This window comes from Acetobacter nitrogenifigens DSM 23921 = NBRC 105050, from assembly GCF_000429165.1.
GTDB classification, from domain to species: Bacteria; Pseudomonadota; Alphaproteobacteria; order Acetobacterales; family Acetobacteraceae; genus Acetobacter; species Acetobacter nitrogenifigens.
The window spans coordinates 60,681-80,806 of sequence record NZ_AUBI01000014.1; the positions used below are offsets into that span (position 1 = coordinate 60,681).

A 20,126-nucleotide genomic window follows, 5' to 3' on the forward strand; every position below is an offset into this window, starting at 1 on the left:
CGACTCCCCGAGTCGCCATGACGAAGCCCGATCCCTGCACAGCGCAACGTGAACACAATGAGCCTTGCGCAGCGGTGGACGACGGCGCCGGGACTCCGTATCGTGTCGGGCATGACCACGCTCGGCACGCTTCTGCACACCCGCCTGAAAGGGCGCCTCGTCGGCAAGGACGTCGACGGTCGCTCTTATTATCAGTCCCGCACGCCGTCCCGCATTGGCGGCGGGGAGCAGCGGTTCGAACGCTGGGTTATCTATAACAAGGGCGAAGACGCCTCCGCCGTCCCGCCGGAGTGGTGGAACTGGCTCCACCACGTGGAAGCCGATCCGATCCCGCAGGAAGCGCGCAAGCCCTGGCAGTTACCGCCGCAGCCCAACCTGACCGGAACGCCCGGCGCATACCGCCCGGCTGGCAGCGCCTATCGCGGGGGACAGCGTCCCGCCGCGACGGGCGATTACGAGGCGTGGACTCCGGACGCCTGAGCCCAATCGGGTTCCGGTTTTCCAAGACCCTTTACCACACGCAGCCATGGCGAGCCGTCCCTTCGGTTGCGCTCCTGTTTCTGTTCTCGCTATCTGTTATTGATAACGACGTGACGTCCACGCGGCCCCTCCCTGAAGATGAGGCATGCGGGGACGGGAAGAAACAACCCTCGGGTTACGCAACTGTGGAAGTGAACGACAGCCCATGAGCATGGCCCAGACCTCTCCCGCGCCCCAGCCGGCCGCGCACGCGCCACGTGAACTGGCGGAACTTCTCGCCGGTTTCGTCGTGCTGGCGGCTCTGGCCGCGCTACTCGTGCTGGCGGTGATCGGGACTGGACGGCGTAGCGACGCCGGATATCGCCTGTCGGCGGACTTTGCCCATATCGACGGCCTCAACATCGGCTCCGAGGTCAAGCTCGCGGGCATCAACATCGGCCATGTCGTGTCGGAAACCGTCGATCCGAAGACGTTCAAGGCCAGCGTGACCTTCACCGTGCGCCCGGACGTCAAGCTGCCCGTGGACAGCGCCGCGATCATCACCAGCGACAGCCTGCTCGGCGGCAAATACATCGCGCTCTCGCCCGGCGGCGACACGCGGATGCTGGCGGCTGGAGCAACGGTGGCGGAGACACAGGGGTCGATCAGCCTCGAGCAACTGCTCAGCAAGTTCATCTTCTCGGTCACCGACTCGTTGACTGCAGCCAATAAGAGCAAGGCCGGAACGGACGCTCCCGCGACAACGAACGGCGGGGACCTGCAGTGACGGTCAACGCGGAGGCCATGCCTTCCAGCCGCACGCGCGAACCCATTGCGACGGCCGGACAAACGCCAGACATATGGCCGCAGGTGGACGGCTCCCCGGTGTCCTGCACCGAAAAGCTGATGGTGCTTCGGGAGAACTGGGAAGAGCTGCGGGGCGTTCTTCGGGACGCGTTTGAGGACGCCGTGCTGATGGGCGTCGACGAGAACGCCATGAAGCGCATGATCGTCGAAATGACGACCGACCTGATCACTCCCCGGAGACACACGAAATCATGACGTTGCGGATCGCTTCACGGCGTGACCGTCTTCTCGCGCACGCCCTCCACGCCATTTTTGTCAGCGCCAGTCTGGCTGGAGCCGGCGTCCTCGGAGGCCAGAGCCGCGCGGCGCAACCTCTCGCCCCCCCTGCGATGTACCCGGCGGACACCTGGCAGGGTAAAAGTGTGGCTGTCGTGCGTGTGTTGAACCGACTTGACGCCCATGTCGAGACTCTCAACGTCACGGTCGGCGCCCTCGCCCACTACGAAAGCCTCGACATCGGCGTCGCGCGGTGCCTGGATCGACCGGCGACGCTGCCCTCCGACGCCGCAGCCTGGCTGGACGTGCAGGATCAGCACACTCAGAAAGTCGCATTCCACGGATGGATGCTGGCGAAGGAGCCGTCGCTCGGCATTTTCGAGAGCCCTGTTTATGACGTCAGGGTCGTCAAATGCGACGGCGCCGATGTCGCGCCGTCTCCAGGCCCCCTCGTGCAGCCCCCCGTGCCCACTCTTCCCGGCGCGCCGCCGGCCGCAACGACTGACGGGACTCCGCAAACGTTGTCCGCGCCGTCTCCCGGTCAGGAACCTGCGGACTCACTGCCTTCGACCGTCGCGCCGCTTCCAGCCGCTCCGCAACAGGGCGCGCCTTCCGGCGATGCCCAGACGCCGCAACCCTGAATGCACATCGGCGCACCTTCCACGTCGCCGGTTTTTTCTTTAACCGCATCTTTCATCGAATAGTGACGTTCTTCATCCATACGAGAACGGCAACCGGCCGCGCGTGACGCGCGGCGACAGACGCGCAGTCCCGATCGCTGCGCGCCTTGAGGTTGGCGCGCACGTTCGGCATCCTTGTCCAGGGCGCTCCGCGAACCCGATGCCGCAAACTGTGACGCAGCCTGACCGCGCCAACACCATCATGCGCCCGACGGCGCACGCTAGCAGGGAAGGTTCTTCACAGTGACCTCGCCGAACCGATCGGACATGTCCTCCGTACGTCCATCCGAAGCAGCGTTCCTGCTCGATTTCGACGGCACCCTTGTCGATATCGCGCCGACGCCGGAATCGGTCGTCGTGCCTCCCGATCTCAAGGATACGTTGCGCCGTCTGCGCGACGCATGCGGGAACGCTCTGGCCGTCGTAAGCGGTCGTCCGGTGTCTCAGATCGACGAATTTCTGGGGGATATCCCCTTCGCGGTAGCGGGAGAGCATGGCATCGCCATTCGCAGGCGGCCCGGCGGCCCGGTAGAGCGGGTGGCGCTTCCGCCCGTGCCCACGGACTGGATTCACGAGGCCGATGAACTGGCTTCGGCATGGCCGGGCGTACGCGTCGAGCGCAAGGTCGGCGGCTTCGTGCTGCATTTCCGCGCGGCCCCAGAGGCAGAAGCCGCGTTGAGAAAAGCAGCGGACGCATGGATCGCCACAACCGACGGCGCCTTTCATGTGCAAGCGGCCAAGATGGCGTGGGAGATCAGACCGGCGGGGGTCGACAAAGGGTACGCCGTGGCCGAGCTTATGCAAAATGCCCCGTTCAGCGGACGCAAGCCCGTTTTCGTGGGCGATGACGTCACGGACGAGGAAGGGGTGAAGGCGGCCGTTCGGTTGGGCGGCGCGGGTTTTCGCATCCCCGCCGATTTCCCGACGCCAACAGCCTTCAGGAACTGGCTGGCTTCCCTGACGGAGACGTCGGGGCCAAACAACAACGGCGGGGAGGATGCGTGACCATGGGGCGTCTCGTAATTGTCTCAAACCGCGTTCCCGACCCGCACGAACTCGCACAACCGGCTGGCGGCCTGACGGTCGCACTCGCTGACGCCCTGCGTTCGGGCGATCCCTGCCTCTGGTTCGGATGGTCCGGACGGCAGATGGAGTTTGAGGGCGACCCTGCGCCCAACGTCGAGACGCACGGCTCCGTCACCTACGCGACCATTCCCCTGACCCCGGCGCAGCACCGCGGCTATTATCAGAATTTCTCAAACGGAATCCTGTGGCCGCTGTTCCATTATCGGCTCGGCCTGATGAGCTACGAGCGCGCCGACTGGTTTCGTTATCTTGAGGTCAACCGCCTGTTCGCGCGCGGCCTCGCGTCCATGCTGGAGCCGGGCGACACTGTCTGGATCCATGACTACCATCTGTTCCCTCTCGGGCAGGAGCTGCGCAACCTCGGGTTTCAGGGGCGTATCGGCTTCTTCCTGCATATTCCGCTTCCGCCCTGGAGCCTTTTCCGGGCGCTGCCGCCAGCGGAGCCCATCCTCCGGTCGATGCAGGCGTATGACATCATCGGCCTGCAGACCGAGGAAGACGCCAACAACCTGCGCGGCTGTTTCGAAGCGGAAGGTCTGAGCGGAGCCGACCGTGTGCGACCGTTCCCTATCGGCATAGATCCGACGCAGTTCGGCGCAGACGCCCGGCTGGCTTTCGCCGGAGAAGAAGTCCAGCGTCTTCGCGACAGCGTACATGACGAGCCGCTGATTATCGGCGTCGATCGGCTCGACTATTCCAAGGGTTTGCAGGAGCGCTTTCTCGGTTACGAAAGGCTGCTGACCCGGTATCCCGAGCATCGACGCCACGTCACCTACCTGCAGGTCGCGCCCGTTTCTCGCGGTGAAGTTGAAGAGTATCGCCTGCTTCGCCGCCAGCTCGACGAGACGATAGGTCGCATTAACGGCGCATTCGCCGAATTCGACTGGACCCCGATCCGCTATCTCACCCGCCCAGTGCCTAGGAGCGTTCTCGCCGGTTTTTACCGTCTCGCAGATGTGGCGCTCATCACGCCGTTGCGCGACGGCATGAATCTCGTCGCCAAGGAATACATCGCAGCGCAGGATCCTGATCATCCCGGCGCGCTGGTGCTCTCGCATCTCGCGGGCGCAGCGCCGGAGCTTAGCGAGGCGTTGCTGGTGAACCCGCACGACGCCGACGCCATCGCCGACGCCCTTCACGAGGCGCTCACCATGAACCTCGAAGAACGAAAACGGCGGTGGACCCTGCTGGATAACGAGGTTCGAAGCACCACGGCGGGCAGTTGGGCGCGTGATTTTCTGACCGCTCTGGACGCGGCGGACGCCAACGTCGATGGACAGACGCCAGCCACTTGACCATTGTCCTCCGGACGCGCGCAGATACATCCCGTTGCGGGAGTCTGCGCGAGACAACAACAACGCCGCATTACGAACGGCGTGATCAGATATTCGGCGGGTAAGTGATGCTGACGCCCAAGCGCCGCATTTTCAGACGACACGTTCCCGGCCTGGTGCGTCCTCCAGGCTTCATCCTCGCATTGTCAGGCGTTGCGGCGATGCTCACCGTCTGGTGGGTGCAGGACGTGCTGGGCGTCGTTCCCTGCGGCCTTTGCCTGTGGGAGCGCTGGCCATGGCGGGCGATGATCGTCATCGGGCTGGCCGCCCTGCTCGCGCCGCGCCGTCTGGCCCGTGGCGTCGCATGGACCGGCGTTGCGCCTGCCCTGACGGCCATAGGGCTCGCCGGGCTTCATCTTGGCGTGGAATGGGGATTCTGGCCGAGTCCTCTGCCGGAATGTCAGGCGCCGCGCTTCATGACCGGCTCGATATCGCAGCGTCTGGCTTCGATGCCCATGCATCCATCCAAGCCCTGCGATCTGCCGACCTATCCGTTCGACTGGCTACCGATCTCGCTCGTCGAGTTGGAAGGCCTTGCCGCCCTTCTCGTGCTCGGCCTTCTGCTCGCGTCTCTTTTGTTCAAAGACGACGGCGGCGTCCGAAAATCAGACTCACGACAAACAGGACGAGAAAGATAAAGAACAGGACTTTGCCTATATAGGCGAAATCGGCAGCCGCGCCGCCAAAGCCAAAGACCGCCGCGACAAGGGCGAGCACAAGAAAAACGAGCGTCCAGCGTAGCAAATCCATCGATCTCTCCAGCGGTGTACGGACGGGCTTCACATGCGCCGGTCCTGCCTTCGCGTCCCGGTGTGCTCGGTTAATCGGAAAACTTAGCTCTGGGCGCGGCTTACTTTCGTAACGTTTCCGGCAGGCGCGGAGTTTCCCGCCGGAGGGGCTTCCCGGCGACGGCTTCTTGGCAAGCGCTTACGGGTTAGGCAGCATGCGCCGAAACAAGGAATTCCGCATGATTTTTTTCTTTTCCGAGCGCACCGCGCCCAGGCGTCGTCGCACCCTGCTTCGTTCCGCTGCCTGTTGCGTAACGCTGGCTTTCGGGACAGCGAATAGCTGGGCGATCGACAAGACAACCACGACTAAGCCTGCCGCCCCCGACGCCGATGCAAAGAAGACGGCGCCGACATTCACGGGGCAGGCCGCCTTGCTGCCGGCTGATTCAATCACGCACCAGACTCTTACAGTCGGCGCCGGCAAGCTGTCCTATACAGCCCATGCAGGAACGCTGACACTGCGAGACGACAAGGGCGACCCAACGGCCCGCGTGTTTTACGTCGCCTATACGCTCGACGGCGCGCCCGATGATCGGCGGCCGGTCTCATTTTTCTTCAACGGCGGTCCAGGCGGAGGCAGCGCATTTCTCAACCTTGGCGCGGCCGGACCGGTCGCCCTGAATTTTCCGGCGGGCAACCCCACTGACGGCGCGAATGCGAAACTGGCCCCCAATCCGGACAGCTGGCTCGGCGCGACGGACATGGTGTTCATCGACGCGGTCGGCACCGGCTACTCCATTCCAGTGAAGCCGGAGGACGCTAACAAAACCTTCTACGGCACCAAGCAGGACGCTCGAGCGTTCGCCAAGGCGATTGAGCTCTGGACCAGCCAGTTCGGGCGTCATGCCTCTCCGCATTATCTGGTCGGCGAGAGCTATGGCGGCATTCGCTCCATTGAGGTCGCGACGGCTTTGCAGGAGCAGCAGAATCTGATCCTCAACGGCATCGTCATGGTCTCTCCGGCGCTGGAGATGAAATTTCTCGACCCGGCGGCGAATCCTCTGGCGGCGGCGATGCTGCTTCCATCCCTGCAGGCGGCCAATCTCGACGGGCAGCACAAACTGACGCCGGACGCCGCCAACGAAGCCTACGGCTATGCTTTCGGCCCTTACCTTTCGGCGCTCGCGGGACCGCCCCCGGAGGGCGACGCCGCCCACAGCTTCTACGCCGATGTCGCAAGCCGTACAGGGCTCGACGCCGGGATCGTCGCACGCCTGCGCGGCGCGCCGGATCCACAGGCGCACGACGTCCGAAGCCGGGACGGACGCCTGTACTCGCTATACGATGGAACGCTTTCCATCGCCGATCCCTTCCCCGAGGGCGTCGACAACAGCGACAGCCCGGACCCGGTCCTGTTCGGCTTCGGTCGCGCGTATGGGAGTGCATTCGAAGGCTATGCCTCGCAGACGCTCGGCTTTCATACGGAACTCACGTACGATCTGCTGAATCTCAACGTCAATCGCGCCTGGGATTACCGCGGCGACGGCGAACTTATTGCGAGCGAAATTCCCGCCTTGCGCAAATTGCTCGCCCTGAACCCAACACTGCGCGTTTTCATCGCGAACGGTTATTTCGATCTGGTTTGCCCCTTCGCCAGCTCGCGTTGGGTGGCTGAGCACATTCCCGTCGGTCGTGACCGTATCGCGTTGCATGTCTACCCGGGTGGACACATGCTCTACACACGGCCTGCGACGCGCACGGCGCTGAGCCGGGATGTAAAGGCGTTCCTTGCGCCATAAGCTAAAAGCCTGAGGCGCTTGCGGGTACGCCTCAGGCCCGACAATTTGGGCGGATAGCCGTGGTTCCGGTTTACGAGACCTCGTCGGACAGACCCTGTCTGATCGGATAACGCCCTCACACGCCCCTGCAGGGGGCGGGGTCGCACACCCGTCAGGGAGCCGAGGACGCGTCCTCACGCCAGCCGCGCATCTCGTTCCTGGCCAATGTCTCCAGCAGGTCGATCGCTTCGACGGCGTCATTCAGGCACGGAACGAGCGTCAACTCCCTGCCTCCCGCCTCCATGAACTCCTCACGCACCTCATTGCCGATTTCGTCCAGCGTTTCGATGCAATCCGCCATGAAGCCCGGCATGAGCACCGCGATGCGGGTCACGCCGCGCGCGGGCAACGCCGCGATGAACGGGGCCGTATAAGGCTCAAGCCATTTGGCCGGGCCAAAACGGGACTGGAAAGTCAGCGGCGCCTCCTCCTCATTCATGCTGAGGCTGGCGCGCAAAGCCGTGACCGTACGTTCGCATTCCTCTCGATACGGATCGCCCTTGCGCACGTATTCGTTTGGCAACCCATGAAAGGATGTCACCAGCATCTGCGGGCGCTCCGGCAACGCGGCGTACGCCGTGCGCACTGATGCCGCCAATGCGGCGATATACGCCGGATGATCGGCGAACGGCGGCAAGGTTCGAACTGCGGGCTGACGCCGCAACTTCATCAGATGGCGAAAAAGCTGATCGTTGGCGGTGGCTGTGGTCGTGGCGCTGTACTGGGGATACAGCGGCATCGCGACGATACGGTCACACCCTGCGCGCAGAAGTTCGTCGACCGCGCTTGCGACGGACGGCGTTCCATAGCGCATGCCCCACGCCACGACGATGTCCTCGTCCGCTGCGAAGCGTTGCGCGAGCCCCTCCGCCTGCGCGCGGGTGTAGACGCGCAGCGGGCTCTCATTCGACGAATTGTCCCAGATGCGGCGATAGGCCTCCGCGCTGCGCCGTGGCCGCGTCGTCAGCACGACGCCTTGCAGGATCGGCTGCCACAGCGCTGGCGGAGCTTCGATCACACGCCGGTCAGACAGGAACTCTGACAGATAGCGCCTGACGCCGACGAAGGATGTGTCGTCGGGCGTTCCCAGATTGACGAGCAGGATTCCGATACGCCCGGAGCCAAGCGGAGCGGCGGGCGCGTCATGCAGATGAATGAAGGTCATGCTGCGTAATCTAGAGAATTACGCGCGCCAGCGAAATCTTCCGACAGGAAATACTTGTGTCAGCGACGGCGGCGAACGCGCACCCTGATGGGCTCAGGCGTCGCGGAGGCGAGACGCACGATCCACACGGCGAGCGCGGACGTCGCCGCCAGTGCGAAGAACTCCACAGCGCCGACGGCGGAGGGAAACGACATGACGGAAGCCGGAACGGACATTGCGAACTCTCCTGTCGCCTACGCCGCGCGCAGACGACCGCACCAGTTGTCATTGGCAGCATGGACGCGCGATGCGCAGTCACGCAAGACAAAATATCCGGCGCACTCGCTCACGCAATCCTGCGCATCGTAAAACAAGACGCCTTCAGATGGCTGCCTGATGCTGACGTTCCGCCGCGTCACGCCAAGTCAGATCGCTCAAGGCGTGCGCCGCATTGAGCGTTTTAGCGCATGGCTGGTCTGCTAATTGCGTCTCAAATGGATCCGAGCGTCTCGCGACCGTCGCTCGCACAGCGAATTGCGCCAGCGCAGCCGCCGTATTCGGCGTCCGACGTTTTTTTCGAACGGGCGATCAGGCGTTTCTGTGTGCGCTGAACGCCTTCTCTTCATAGTCGCCGTAGCGTGGCAGGAGAAGGCTGACAGCCTCCCCTTCAGCAACTGAACCAAGCCTGGCCATCAGGGTCGACACACGCTCCAGCGGATAAACGCGGTCGGCGAAGCGCACCCGAAAATCGGACTCGACGGCGATATTCCCAAACCTTGCGCCTGCTTCATCCGCCAGCGTCACCCGATTGATGGAAAAGAGCGCCCGACCGGCAGCGGCGGGCAATGGCGCGAATTTCTTCCAGTTCGGGTTTGGCGCATGTCCGTATGTAACCGCGCCTTCGGGCGAACTGGAAAGGAAGCTGTTTTTCCCGCCGTAGGGGCCATCGACATCGAGAATTTGTAACGTAATCGTCGGCCCAGTCCCCAGCGCCGCCGACACTTCCGGTAACGGCATCGGCGCAGAGCGTCGTTTCTCCAGGAAAAACGGACGCTCCCGACAATCAGGGCGCAGACGGAAGATCAGACCTGGCGCGTTGCCTCCGGCTTTGTCTGGCGACGTAGCTATCAAGCGATCGCTCAAGGGATCATGATCCAGAAATCGACCGAACGCGTCCAGAAGCCAAATCTCGGGATCAGTCACGCGCTTGTTTCGGTCCACTATCATGCGTTTTCCCCTTCCGCCGGGCGGACATGGGAACGCTCTCCGTCCGAAGCGACGTCCCGATCGTGCCGGTCAGCCTCCTTTTGTCATCGCATACATCGCATTTTCCAGACATTTAATCATTAATGATGACATTCCCATGCGGGAAATATCCTCGCCGGACAGAAAGACGCCATCGTCGTCAGCCGGGTTCAAAGCGACCAGGGAGCGGGCAGCGTATAGGTCGACGAATAAAGTGAAGTGCGTGAACACATGCTTAACCCGCCCGGCTGGCGTCCAGGACAATTTGGACGACCGATCCTTCATCGGCCTGTATCCTGACGCCTCCTCCGCTGACCAGGAGACGTCCCGCCAGGGAGCGCCGGGCATTTCCATCGTTCCGCCCAGCAATCCTTCTTCCGGGCGACGGCGCAGCAAGAAACGTCCCGATGGATCGACGAGCAGAAAATGCGCCCCGTATCGGGTCGGACGCTGCGCTTTCGGGGCCTTTCTCGGCAGATCGCCCTGTAATCCCTGCTGTCGGGCCGCGCACGCCTCATTCCATGGGCATGTCATACAGGCCGGGGTTCTGGGCGTGCAGACTCCGGCGCCGAGGTCGAATAACGCCTGCGCGAAGTCGGAAGGACGCGCCCGCGCCTCCTTCTCCCGATTCAGAGTGGCCGCTTTTTTTGCGATGAGCTTACGAGCGGCTGGAAGCGGCGCTTCCACGGCGAACACGCGCGCCGCGATCCGTTCAACATTGCCGTCGACAGGCACCACTGGCGCGCCAAAAGCAATCGCGGCGATGGCGGCGGACGTGTACGCGCCGATTCCAGGCAGAGCGCGAAGCGAATCAACGTCTCGAGGAAAGCGTCCCAACGCCGCCAGTTCCTGCGCGCAGCGATAGAGATTGCGCGCTCGGGAATAGTACCCAAGGCCGGACCATACTGCGAGCACGTCGTCGAGCGGCGCGCGGGCCAGCGCCTCAACGGTCGGAAACCGCTCAAGGAAACGATGGTAATAGGGTATGACTGCCGTGACGGTCGTCTGTTGCAGCATGACCTCGCTGATCCAGACGTGATACGGGTCGGCGATCGCGCCCGCAGGAGCACGCCATGGCAAAGAACGACGATGCGCGTCGTACCAGTCGAGAAGCGCAGAAGCAGGAGGCATCACGGAAAGAGCTTATGAAGCCGGTCCGAAAAAGCGGCAAGGCTGCAGCCGCCGAAGCGCCTCCCCCGCGCGCCTACGCCGCGCGCAGCCTCTCCGCGCTGCTGCCTGGCGTGACGCGCCCTGCTTTTAAGAAGCGGTCGCCAGCCTCCGTGCGGCTCTTTCTGGAATGGGACAGCGCCGTCGGTCCCGCCTACGGCGCCCGGACCGCGCCACAGAAACTCGCCGGCGGCACGCTCACCATCGCGTGTCAGGGACCGGTGGCGATGGAGTTGCAGCACATGCAGGCGGCCCTGATCGACCGCATCAACGCCTGGAGCGGGTACACCCTCGTCGAGCGCCTGCGCCTCACGCAGAGCGTTCAGGCCGCGCCGCGTCAGTCGGGAGCCTCGAGAAAAGCTCCCGCGCCCGCCCCGCTCTCCATACCCGAGATGCCCGAAGGACCACTACGCGACGCGCTGGAAGCTTTGGGAGGCCGCGTTCGCGCCAGACGCGGATAAAAAAGCGCCGCGGCGCCACCATTACGCCACGTTCCGGCGTTTATACCACGCCACGAAAGGGATGCGTCAGCAGCGCAATCCTATCGATCGGCTATCAAACCATCACAAAACCATAACTTGGATTTCCCCACCTACGCTGCCTACACACACCGAGGTTCCGGTCGTTGTTGGCCGAAATTGGCAAGCAACGCGACAACGAGCGCCGCGTTGAGCAATTAGAAATTTCACCACGGTCCAATTTACCCGTCAGAGATAAAGACATGCCATCCTGCCCCCCGCTCACTGTGACGCTGCATCGCCTTTCACGGTCCGGCGCGTCATTCAGTTGAGCGTTTTGCGGAGATTACCATGGACACGGCCACGACCGCTCTTGCGGACGCACGCACACTTTCCGACGTCACCTTTTTGAAGGACTGGCGCCACGCGTCCGCCCGCGACACAGCCCAGCTTCTCAGAGCGAGCCTCCTCCGTCGCACAAATCCCGAACTCGTCCGTCGAGTTACACAGGAGACGGCGCCGAACCTGCCCGCAAAACATCATGGTTCGTGCGGCTAGAAGGCCGCGAGACGACGCAATGGTGAGTGGTCTCTATTTGTTGAAGCCCCCGCGGGTTGTCGCATAAAACCCGCCAATCGACGCTGCCACAAAATTCGGCCGAGTTGGGCGTAACGTGCCTGCCAAATTGCGCCACGCGGCTTTCCCTACAACACGGGAACTCAAGTATATTGTGTGTTGAACATATGATCGCATCAGCATGCCGCAACCCAACGGTCGTTCAAGCGACCCGAGTCATGAGTTCACCTGACATACGAATCACAGCGCCTTAGAGCCATGCTGGCGGATATTTTTCCAAAGCATTTGTAGGCATTACCGATCGAATTTCTCCATGCACATCGAAAAATCTATATTTTAAACTTTGTTAGAATAACAATACGTATCAAAATATAGACCAGACGCAAGAGAGCGCAGGGAATCGTTTTTGTAACTTCCGTTCACCCGAACCTCCCTCAAAGCGCCATTTCAAACGCCTTCAGAACCTTGGGAGCAGGTCTGCCGATATAGTATCCCTGCATCAGAGAACATGCCCTTTCGGCGAGATAATCGAATTGCTCATGCGTTTCGATTCCCTCAGCGACAATATCGACGCCCAAGCCACGACCCAATGAGAGCACCGCGTCCACAATCGCCGCCGCCTGATTGTTCGTCAGCATGTCACGTATGAAGGATCGATCAATTTTTACCTTGTCGAACGGGAAACGTCTCAGGTAGCTGAGGCTGGAATACCCCGTACCGAAGTCGTCCATAACGATTCCAACGCCCGCAGCATGAACGCGACGAAGAATTTCTATATTTTCTTCTCCTTGCTGTAAAAAAGTAGATTCGGTTATCTCTATATTCAACCTGCCGGCGCTCAGGCGGGTCTGGCGAAGGGCCCGGCCTATGACGCTCTCGATGTCTGACGTCTGAAACTGTAGTGGAGAAACATTTACGGAAATGCTCATGTCGTTTCCCCATGAGGCTGCTTCCGCGCACGCTGTGTCGATAACCCAGCGTCCCAGATCGCCAATCAGCCCATACTCCTCAGCCACGCCAATGAATTCGTCCGGCGGAACGCGCCCGCGGAGGGGATGCATCCATCGCACCAGAGCCTCGTAGCCCGTCACCTTCCTAGTCGCAGATTCGAGAATAGGCTGGTATTCCAAGAACAATTCCCGACGCTCCAATGCAAGCCGAAGCTCGCCCTCCATCTTCGCGCGTTTCTGAAGCGTCAGATCAAAATTGTTGTCATATGCCTTGATCGATCCCTTGCCGCTCATCTTCGCCTGGAGGAGCGCGATGGCGGCATGATGGAGCATTGCGCTTTCACTCGCCCAATCGACGCCGTTTACGATTGCATAGCCAATGCAGGTGGACGTAATCGGCCTATCCTCGCGCGCCGCCGCGAACTCATCCCTTAGCGCCCTTGCGATGGACGCCACGACCTCCCCCGCCGCCGCTTCATCAGGCGGGGCCACGCAAGCTACAGCGAATTCGTCTCCGGACACTCTCGCAACCAGCGCTGATGGCGGCGCCGCCCGGTCGAGCGCACGTCCGACCTGACGAAGGACGGCGTCGCCTACGGCGTAACCTTGCGCCTCGTTGATCGCTTTGAAACGATCAACGTCTGCAAGAAGGAGAATTACGCTTGCACGTTTCTCCCGTGCGGCCAGCAAAAAATCTTTCAAACGTGCGACCAGGGCGTTGCGATTTGCGAGACCCGTCAGCAAATCCTGATTGGAGACGCTTCTTACCCGCTCCTCCGCCGCCTTGCGGGCGCGCAAATCGAGAACCGCGAGAACCGTGCGTCTCTTGCCCCGCCATGTCACGCTCCGGACGAACACCTCGACCGGGATTCTGCGCCTCCCTTCCCCGACGAGATTTGTCTCGTAACTGCGGTCCCGCTCATTCGGCGCGACGAACGCGCTCTCCAACGTCAGGTCGGGAAAACTGTCCGCAAGTTGTCCGCCAGCAGATTTCGACCAGCCAGCGAGCCTGCGAAATGCGCCATTCGCGTCGACAATTCTCCCTTCGTCAACAATCAGCAGCCCCTCCACCGTCGCTTCAGCGAATTCATGCGCGCGAGCATGTTCGTCCGCGATATCCCGCTTGCGTCGGTATTCGCGCACACCGGACCAGAAGGCCAACAGCAGAAACAGAAACGTCCCAACGCCGACCATATAGATCAGCGACACCGCGTCTCGGGAAGGCGGGGCGTCGCGTATCATTTCCATTGCAGCGAGGGAGGGTGACGACAGCGCTGTGAAATGCAGGCCCAGCACTCCCAGAACCCACGGCAAGGTCGAAAGCAGGCGAGACGCGCCCTTGCGGCGGCGAAACATTATGACGCCGAGGTAGAAACCCACGAAGCCCACGACAAGAGCAGCCACGCCCCTTTGTGGGGACGGGACACAACTGATCGCGCCCTGTCCGGCCAGCAGGCCCACGAAGTGCATACCGCCAACCGCAACCGTCATCAGCAACCCGGAAACCGGGGACAGCGACTGTCGCGGCGCCCTCAACTCGACCCGCCAGGCTGCGGCGAGGGCCAGCACTACGAACACGGCTGACACAACTGTCAGCGTCAGATCGAACTTCACCCCCATGACCCCGACGCACCCGAGCATTGCGAGGAAATGGGTCGCCCAGACGCCCGAACCTGCGGTGACGGCGGAAAAGAAACTTTTGCGCACGCGTTCACGTCCCCGCGACATGAGCGCCAGCCTTAGTTGCTGGCTTGCGAGCAGCATCGAAAGGACGCACACACAAAGCGCGCACACCACGGCGCCAAGGCTCAGTATGAGCGCCGTGGCGGTCAGGGCGCTCTCGGCGCGCGCTCCGGCCATGTTCCAGACTTCCATGGGCGCCACGGGAACCTCTTGCAGAACCGATTAAAATCGCTTCGAAGATGGACCGTGATTGTAACCTTGCCGTTAATATTCGCCGCAAGAACGCGGCGGAACCTGTGAAGCGTCGCCAAACGCCCACCAAAGTAACTCGCCGGAGGCCTGATGGTTAATAGCCCCGAATCTCACCCGCAGATTCTGATACGCGGCGCAGGCGTCGCAGGCCTTGTCACGGCCGTCAGTCTGGCGCGGCACGGCGCTTCGGTGACGCTGGTGGAAAGCGGCCCGAAGATTGGCTCCGGCGCGTCATGGCTTGCGGGCGGAATGCTCGCCCCATGGTGCGAAGCCGAATCCGCTCCGCCTGAAGTGACGGACCGTTCACTGAGTTCACTCTCCTGGTGGAGCGAAAACGTTCCAAATGTCGTATCGAACGGCAGCCTCGTCCTCGCCCCGGCGCGCGACACCGGCGAAATTTCCCGATTCGCCCGGCGCACCAGTCATTTCCGGGAGATAACCGGCCCGGAGATCGCCGCATTGGAGCCTGATCTGGCCGACCGGTTCGCCCGGGGACTTTTTTTTCCGAATGAGGGTCATCTTGATCCGCGCCAGGCTCTACCCGCTCTCGCCGAGCGCCTGATTATGCTTGGCGGACGTGTGCTCACGGATCACGAAGCCTCGACTTTTACAGATGCCTTTGACTGGGAGGTCGACTGCACGGGCCTCGCAGCGCGCCGGGAAATCCCCGATTTACGCGGCGTACGCGGCGAAATGATCCTGCTTCGTTGCCCCGACGTGATGCTCAGCCGCCCCGTCCGCCTGCTGCATCCGCGCATCCCGATCTACATCGTTCCCCGTGCGAACAATATTTTTATGGTCGGCGCCACGATGATCGAGAGCGAAAACGGCGGACCCATGACGCTCCGCTCGATGAGCGAGTTGCTGAACGCCGCCTGGGTGCTGCATCCGGCTTTCGCCGAAGCGGAAATTTTGGAAATGGGAGCGGGTCTACGCCCGTCCTATGTCGATAACCTGCCTGCGGTGACGCGAAACGGACGCAAAATACAGGTCAACGGTATGTACCGTCACGGCTACCTGCTTTCCCCCTGGTTGGCGGGCGAGGTCGCAAACATGGTGTTTGGCTAGAGACGCACAACTTGCAACCTGATCTACGCGGTAGCCTGACTTCGGCCTCAGCATTTTCCGCAACCGGCAAAATTACGCCCGCTGGGGTCTCAAGACCGAACGTAGATAGAAGCAGACAGCTGCTTTTCATGTTGTCCGGAATATCAACGAACGTTCTGAATCCGGTGTTCGCGCCGTATTCGCGCATGACCCGCCAATTTGTTTCACGATCAATAATACCGCCGCCACGGCTAACGCCGCGGCTATGAATCTACACGCCCCGTCAACTCGCAAATCGTCGGCGTTCGTAACGTCATGGATTATTCCGCATGAGTTTCGAGCAGCTTTAACGCGCCTCTCATTTCGAGGCGAGGAAATATTATTGATACACCGCGCCCAAGGGTGCCGCCGGATTGGTCGCGGGAGCCGGAACAACGTTGCGGGGCGTGGCAACGATTCGGAAAACATCGATAAAGCCAAGACGACGGTCAGCGTATAGGGGGGAGGTCAATAGACAAACGACAGTGGTTGTCTCTCATAGCGGTGATGCGGTCTCCATGGTCGCTCATGCATCAGACAAACTTGATGCCTCAGGAACCACAATCGGCGGCAAATCGGTGCTTATCCGCAACGAGTGGCTGCAACGCGAAAGAGGCCCCAAAACTGGGGCCTCTTTCTGTTCAAACGGCGTTTGCTTTCAGCCAGACTTCGAATCCTGCGGCGCGTGGGCCGCAGTCATCTTTTATTCAGACTGAGCGGCAACCTGACCGTTATCAGCCACGCGCTGCGGGAACAGCCGGGGCAGGAGCCGGAGCCGGAGCCGGAGCAGGCGGCGGAGCAGCTTCGACCGGGGCGGGAGCCGGCGGCGGCGTGTCGTCGGAGCAGGCTGCGAGCAGGGCAAGCGGGAGGGCTACAGCGGCGGCGGCCACCTTGCGCGTCAGTTTATGCCGAGCCGACGTTTCAGAACGAGCGAACATCCGTTACTCCTTGGAGTGAATCTATGGGTGACCAGCGGATTTAGGAGCGACTCTTGGTAAAAAGTCAAACTACGATTTGTGTAGAGCGCCAGAAACAGGCGAATGTTCCGCTGAAACCGCCGGGCACGCCTTTCGGCCGCTTCATTCCGGGCCTTCCCGCGCGCGCCCCGCTGCCAATATTTTTGAAGGCCTTCCGATACGCACGGCATAGTCCGAGCCTGATGGCGCTCGCCACCGCGTGGGCGCTAGCCGCCTGCAGCACCATGCCTCAGCACGCCGATACGGAACTCGGGAACCGAATTGACGCTCCAGTCGGAGTGACCGTCGCCGGTGAAAAGCTGGATACGGAGTTACTGCGCAGCTTCTATGCGCGCCACGACTTCGAAGCCGTGTGGCCTTCGCATGAAACGCAGGCGAATAAACTGGTTGAAGCCATCCTTCACGCCGAGGATCAGGGGCTGAATCCAGAAATGTTTCACGCATCTGCGCTAAAGCATGCCGCAGCGTTAACGCCGACCGATCGCGATCTGCTCTTGTCTGACGCATTCCTGTCTTACGCGGACGCGTTAACCCGAGGCGTCGTGCATGTAGATCGACGGAAGGATTACGAGGCGCTTGCCCCGGAACCTGTCGATGTGGCCGCAGAACTTGACCGGGTGATGGACAGCAACGACCCCGGAGCCGCAATCAATGCCCTTGCCCCAACAACGCGAGACTATCTGGCCTTACGCAAAGCTCTGGAAAAATGTCGCGCAGGCGGAGCCCGTGCCGCATCGGCATGCCAACACAAAATTGCAGTGAATCTTGAGCGCCTTCGCTGGCTGCCACGGTCGTTGCCGCGCAACCGCGCCTGGGTAAACGTAGCTGCAGAGCAGCTTATTTTATACCGCAACGACAGACCGGTCTTCACAACCAGGATCGTTGTCGGCGAGGATATCGAACGCAACCAAAGCCCCGAGTTTCATACGGCGATCGACGCTTTCTGGGTAAACCCTCCCTGGGTCATTCCGGCGGATATCGCCAAGCGGGAGATCATGCCGAAGATCAGCCGCGACCCGAATTATCTGAAGCGCAACAAGATGATCATGCTCTCCAACGGAGAAATCGAACAGCTCCCCGGCCCGGAGGCTGGGCTCGGGCAACTCATGTTCAACATGCCGAACCGATTTGACGTGTATCTGCACGACACGCCGGACCGATATATCTTCAATCGAGACAACCGGCGTCTAAGTCATGGCTGCATTCGTGTGCAGAATCCCCGGGACTTCGCGGCCCTGCTCATGGAACAGCCCGTCGAAAAAATTGACACGGAAATCGCGACAGGCGCGACAACCAAGAAGAGCCTGCCGGAACCAATGCCGGTGTTCGTGGTCTATCTGACCGCTTTTGCGGACACCGCCGGAAAGCTGCAACTTGTGTCTGATTTTTACAATCGAGATAATGCGATCTGGCGAGATCTTCAGCCCCGCCCGCGCAAACGAAGCCACGCGACGCACGGGACCAAGGTTTGATAGTTTCTGTGTTTTACAAAATAGTGTAACATATCTTGCCGATCGGCGCCGCGTCACTGACGAAGAGTTATCGGCGCGGATGCTTATCGACGAACGTATCTCGCTACGCGCCCGCGCACGAAAGTCTAGATATTCGCTATGGGGCTCGTCTTCGTACCTCGGCTTGGCCGCAGATACAAACGATCTTTCACATTTTTAAAAACTCACTGCTTTTATCAGAAATGTAAAATTTGACGACACTGACGCGCCTTATCTACCCTATTTCCAATTCGAGCGACTGAGCGAACGATCCTGCGTCTACTTCGGCTCCAATGACGTAAATGGAGCGAACACAAGAGACTGGTGCAAGAAAATGCCCGCTGTCACACCATCAGCCGCAGCCCAGCTTGCATTATGCGGAGCCCGGGCGATATCGCCCGCAGCATAGACACCATGCACCGAGGTCTCCTTCTTCTCATCCGTCCGAACGAGAGGACCCAACGGGCAGTCATCCAGTGCGCAGCCGAGATGTTGTGCTATTGGACTATTCAGTCGCCAGTGTGGCGTCACATATAGCGCGTCAATGGGGTTTTCTTCGCCTTTTACAAATGAGAGCGAATGCAACTCCCCCTGCTCGCCATTCAGTCTGGAGATCTGCCGGGCTTCGATAAAAACCCTTCGCCTTGCCAACTGTTCCAGTGAGTCGTCATCCAGTCCACCTTTCCCGTCAAGGTAGAGAGTCGTCGGTCCCCAATCAGCGATGAGAAGCGCTTGATGAATCGACAGCGGCGACGAATAGAGAACGCCCAGCCGCTTCTCCGCGAATTCATACCCGTGGCAATATGGGCAGTGCAGCACGCTGCTTCCCCAGCGCTCCGCCAATCCATCTATATTCGGCAACAAATCGGAAATACCAAAAGCAAGGACCAGCCTTGAAGCTGATAACGTCTCGCCGCCGCTCACCGTCACATCAAACCCACCAGGAATTGCTCGCGCGGCCTGCGCCTCCCCTGCCATGACGCGCGTCGTTGGGTAACGCCGCACCTGAGTCAGCGCAGCGTCAATCATCGTGGAAGGCTTGGCGCCGTCCTGACCGAAGAAACCGTGTGAGGCAGAGGCGAAACGGTTACGTGGTCGGCCGGTATCGATGACGCAAACCCGTCTGCGCGCACGTGCAATATGAATAGCAGCAGAGAGGCCAGCAAAACTTCCACCTATCACGATTGCATCAAACTGCATGATTCTGCTCCAGGTCGACGGTTTTTCCACTCGCCCGCATTCGATCGTGAAAATCTTGCCTGAGTTGAGCCAGCGTTACAGCCCCAAATCGGTCAAGCAGCAGAGCCTCCGCCTCATCCAACACCCTCCCGAGCGCGGCGTTTACAGACTGCTCCACCAAACACCCCGGCGATTCCGTCCTGTTTCCAATACTGAACAGCTGAGGAGCGCCCAGAGAGTCGTAGATGTCGCGAAGCGTGATTTCCGCCAGCGGTCGAGTAATCTTCCACCCGCCGCCGTGCCCTTTTTCGGAACGCACGAATCCCGCATCACGTAATCCGGATAGAATTCTTCTGATCACAACGGGGTTGGTGTGCATTGCTCGCGCCATGAGTTCTGATGTCACGGCCCTCTCCGTCTCCGCCATGTGGAGCAGGACGTGAAGTACACCAGAGAGCTTGCTATCACGTTTCATGCAACATCATATGTTGCATGAAACGTGCGAAGTCAAATGCCGCGCTCAACCCGGCAAGCCAGTTCCCTTGATTTCATGGTTTTTCCAGTGACCACGTTCACCCAAAACGTGATGCGTGGCCGAGGCGGCACGACCACCCATGCAAGATTTTATCTATTAAGATGAGCCATTTAACCGAGAGCGAAGACCACTCTCCGCGCCTCAGATTACGACGCAGTTCGTAATGGAAGCATCCC

Annotated in this window: 21 protein-coding genes; 12 read left to right on the top strand and 9 right to left on the bottom strand. The window is 60.9% G+C overall.

All coding sequences use genetic code 11. From position 1 onward, the window contains the following. The first annotated feature begins 111 nt into the window (after window positions 1-111). From G442_RS0114555 to G442_RS22525, 7 genes are all read left to right on the top strand, one after another. Complete coding sequence (locus tag G442_RS0114555) at window positions 112-480, top strand: NADH-ubiquinone oxidoreductase subunit NDUFA12 family protein (protein WP_026398585.1); 369 nt, start codon at window positions 112-114, stop codon at window positions 478-480. A gap of 205 nt (window positions 481-685) precedes the next feature. After that, window positions 686-1,246, top strand: a complete 561-nt coding sequence (gene mlaD, locus G442_RS22510) for an outer membrane lipid asymmetry maintenance protein MlaD (protein WP_051292359.1) — start codon at window positions 686-688, stop codon at window positions 1,244-1,246. Window positions 1,247-1,263: 17 nt separating this feature from the next. Then, a complete protein-coding gene (locus tag G442_RS0114565) occupies window positions 1,264-1,521 on the top strand; it encodes a hypothetical protein (RefSeq protein ID WP_051292369.1) in 258 nt (85 codons plus the stop codon). Beyond that, window positions 1,518-2,183: a DUF2155 domain-containing protein gene (locus tag G442_RS22515; RefSeq protein ID WP_051292360.1), complete on the top strand. Its 666-nt coding sequence runs from the start codon at window positions 1,518-1,520 to the stop codon at window positions 2,181-2,183. The genes G442_RS0114565 and G442_RS22515 overlap by 4 nt, the downstream gene beginning before the upstream one ends. Before the next feature lie 306 nt (window positions 2,184-2,489). Continuing rightward, a complete protein-coding gene (gene otsB / locus G442_RS22520) occupies window positions 2,490-3,227 on the top strand; it encodes a trehalose-phosphatase (RefSeq protein WP_051292361.1) in 738 nt (245 codons plus the stop codon). A 2-nt stretch (window positions 3,228-3,229) separates the two neighbouring features. Continuing rightward, window positions 3,230-4,603, top strand: a complete 1,374-nt coding sequence (locus G442_RS0114585; protein ID WP_026398587.1) for an alpha,alpha-trehalose-phosphate synthase (UDP-forming) — start codon at window positions 3,230-3,232, stop codon at window positions 4,601-4,603. A 107-nt stretch (window positions 4,604-4,710) separates the two neighbouring features. Next, window positions 4,711-5,280: a disulfide bond formation protein B gene (locus G442_RS22525; protein WP_174766901.1), complete on the top strand. Its 570-nt coding sequence runs from the start codon at window positions 4,711-4,713 to the stop codon at window positions 5,278-5,280. Here the strand turns inward: G442_RS22525 and G442_RS24500 are convergent. Then, on the bottom strand, window positions 5,222-5,392 hold the full coding sequence (locus G442_RS24500; RefSeq protein WP_084440627.1) for a DUF1328 domain-containing protein: 171 nt from the start codon (window positions 5,390-5,392) through the stop codon (window positions 5,222-5,224). The genes G442_RS22525 and G442_RS24500 overlap by 59 nt on opposite strands. A 217-nt stretch (window positions 5,393-5,609) precedes the next feature. Here G442_RS24500 and G442_RS0114595 point away from each other — a divergent pair, with 217 nt between their 5' ends. Beyond that, entirely contained in the window at window positions 5,610-7,169 is a 1,560-nt protein-coding gene (locus G442_RS0114595; protein ID WP_026398588.1) for a S10 family peptidase, read from the top strand. A 151-nt stretch (window positions 7,170-7,320) separates the two neighbouring features. On the opposite strand, the gene hemH is transcribed toward G442_RS0114595, so the two are convergent. From hemH to G442_RS0114620, 4 genes are all read right to left on the bottom strand, one after another. Beyond that, window positions 7,321-8,373, bottom strand: a complete 1,053-nt coding sequence (hemH, locus tag G442_RS0114600; protein ID WP_026398589.1) for a ferrochelatase — start codon at window positions 8,371-8,373, stop codon at window positions 7,321-7,323. 59 nt (window positions 8,374-8,432) lie between these two features. Beyond that, on the bottom strand, window positions 8,433-8,588 hold the full coding sequence (locus G442_RS25200; protein WP_154660387.1) for a hypothetical protein: 156 nt from the start codon (window positions 8,586-8,588) through the stop codon (window positions 8,433-8,435). Between the two features lie 352 nt (window positions 8,589-8,940). Next, window positions 8,941-9,579 (bottom strand): hypothetical protein, encoded by a 639-nt coding sequence (locus tag G442_RS0114615; RefSeq protein ID WP_026398590.1) that lies wholly within the window; start codon window positions 9,577-9,579, stop codon window positions 8,941-8,943. A 69-nt stretch (window positions 9,580-9,648) separates the two neighbouring features. After that, window positions 9,649-10,728: an A/G-specific adenine glycosylase gene (locus G442_RS0114620; RefSeq protein ID WP_026398591.1), complete on the bottom strand. Its 1,080-nt coding sequence runs from the start codon at window positions 10,726-10,728 to the stop codon at window positions 9,649-9,651. Between the two features lie 14 nt (window positions 10,729-10,742). On the opposite strand from G442_RS0114620, the gene G442_RS0114625 reads away from it, so the two are divergent. Both G442_RS0114625 and G442_RS0114630 read left to right on the top strand, forming a co-directional pair. Further along, on the top strand, window positions 10,743-11,225 hold the full coding sequence (locus G442_RS0114625) for a DUF721 domain-containing protein (RefSeq protein WP_026398592.1): 483 nt from the start codon (window positions 10,743-10,745) through the stop codon (window positions 11,223-11,225). Window positions 11,226-11,573: 348 nt separating this feature from the next. Next, window positions 11,574-11,780, top strand: a complete 207-nt coding sequence (locus G442_RS0114630) for a hypothetical protein (protein WP_035376700.1) — start codon at window positions 11,574-11,576, stop codon at window positions 11,778-11,780. A 452-nt stretch (window positions 11,781-12,232) separates the two neighbouring features. Here G442_RS0114630 and G442_RS0114635 read toward each other — a convergent pair whose 3' ends face one another. Continuing rightward, window positions 12,233-14,623, bottom strand: coding sequence for a bifunctional diguanylate cyclase/phosphodiesterase (locus G442_RS0114635; RefSeq protein ID WP_026398594.1), 2,391 nt, complete (start codon window positions 14,621-14,623; stop codon window positions 12,233-12,235). A 150-nt stretch (window positions 14,624-14,773) separates the two neighbouring features. On the opposite strand from G442_RS0114635, the gene thiO reads away from it, so the two are divergent. After that, window positions 14,774-15,751 carry a glycine oxidase ThiO gene (gene thiO / locus G442_RS0114640; protein WP_035376701.1) on the top strand — a complete coding sequence of 326 codons (978 nt, stop codon included), beginning with the start codon at window positions 14,774-14,776 and terminating at the stop codon, window positions 15,749-15,751. 752 nt (window positions 15,752-16,503) lie between these two features. Here thiO and G442_RS25785 read toward each other — a convergent pair. Continuing rightward, window positions 16,504-16,707: a hypothetical protein gene (locus tag G442_RS25785; protein ID WP_051292363.1), complete on the bottom strand. Its 204-nt coding sequence runs from the start codon at window positions 16,705-16,707 to the stop codon at window positions 16,504-16,506. Between the two features lie 53 nt (window positions 16,708-16,760). Here G442_RS25785 and G442_RS24010 point away from each other — a divergent pair, with 53 nt between their 5' ends. Further along, complete coding sequence (locus G442_RS24010) at window positions 16,761-18,218, top strand: L,D-transpeptidase scaffold domain-containing protein (protein WP_026398596.1); 1,458 nt, start codon at window positions 16,761-16,763, stop codon at window positions 18,216-18,218. 297 nt (window positions 18,219-18,515) lie between these two features. Here G442_RS24010 and G442_RS0114655 read toward each other — a convergent pair whose 3' ends face one another. Both G442_RS0114655 and G442_RS0114660 read right to left on the bottom strand, forming a co-directional pair. Beyond that, on the bottom strand, window positions 18,516-19,436 hold the full coding sequence (locus G442_RS0114655) for an NAD(P)/FAD-dependent oxidoreductase (RefSeq protein WP_026398597.1): 921 nt from the start codon (window positions 19,434-19,436) through the stop codon (window positions 18,516-18,518). Next, window positions 19,426-19,890: an RrF2 family transcriptional regulator gene (locus G442_RS0114660; RefSeq protein ID WP_026398598.1), complete on the bottom strand. Its 465-nt coding sequence runs from the start codon at window positions 19,888-19,890 to the stop codon at window positions 19,426-19,428. The genes G442_RS0114655 and G442_RS0114660 overlap by 11 nt, the downstream gene beginning before the upstream one ends. Between the last annotated feature and the right edge of the window lie 236 nt (window positions 19,891-20,126).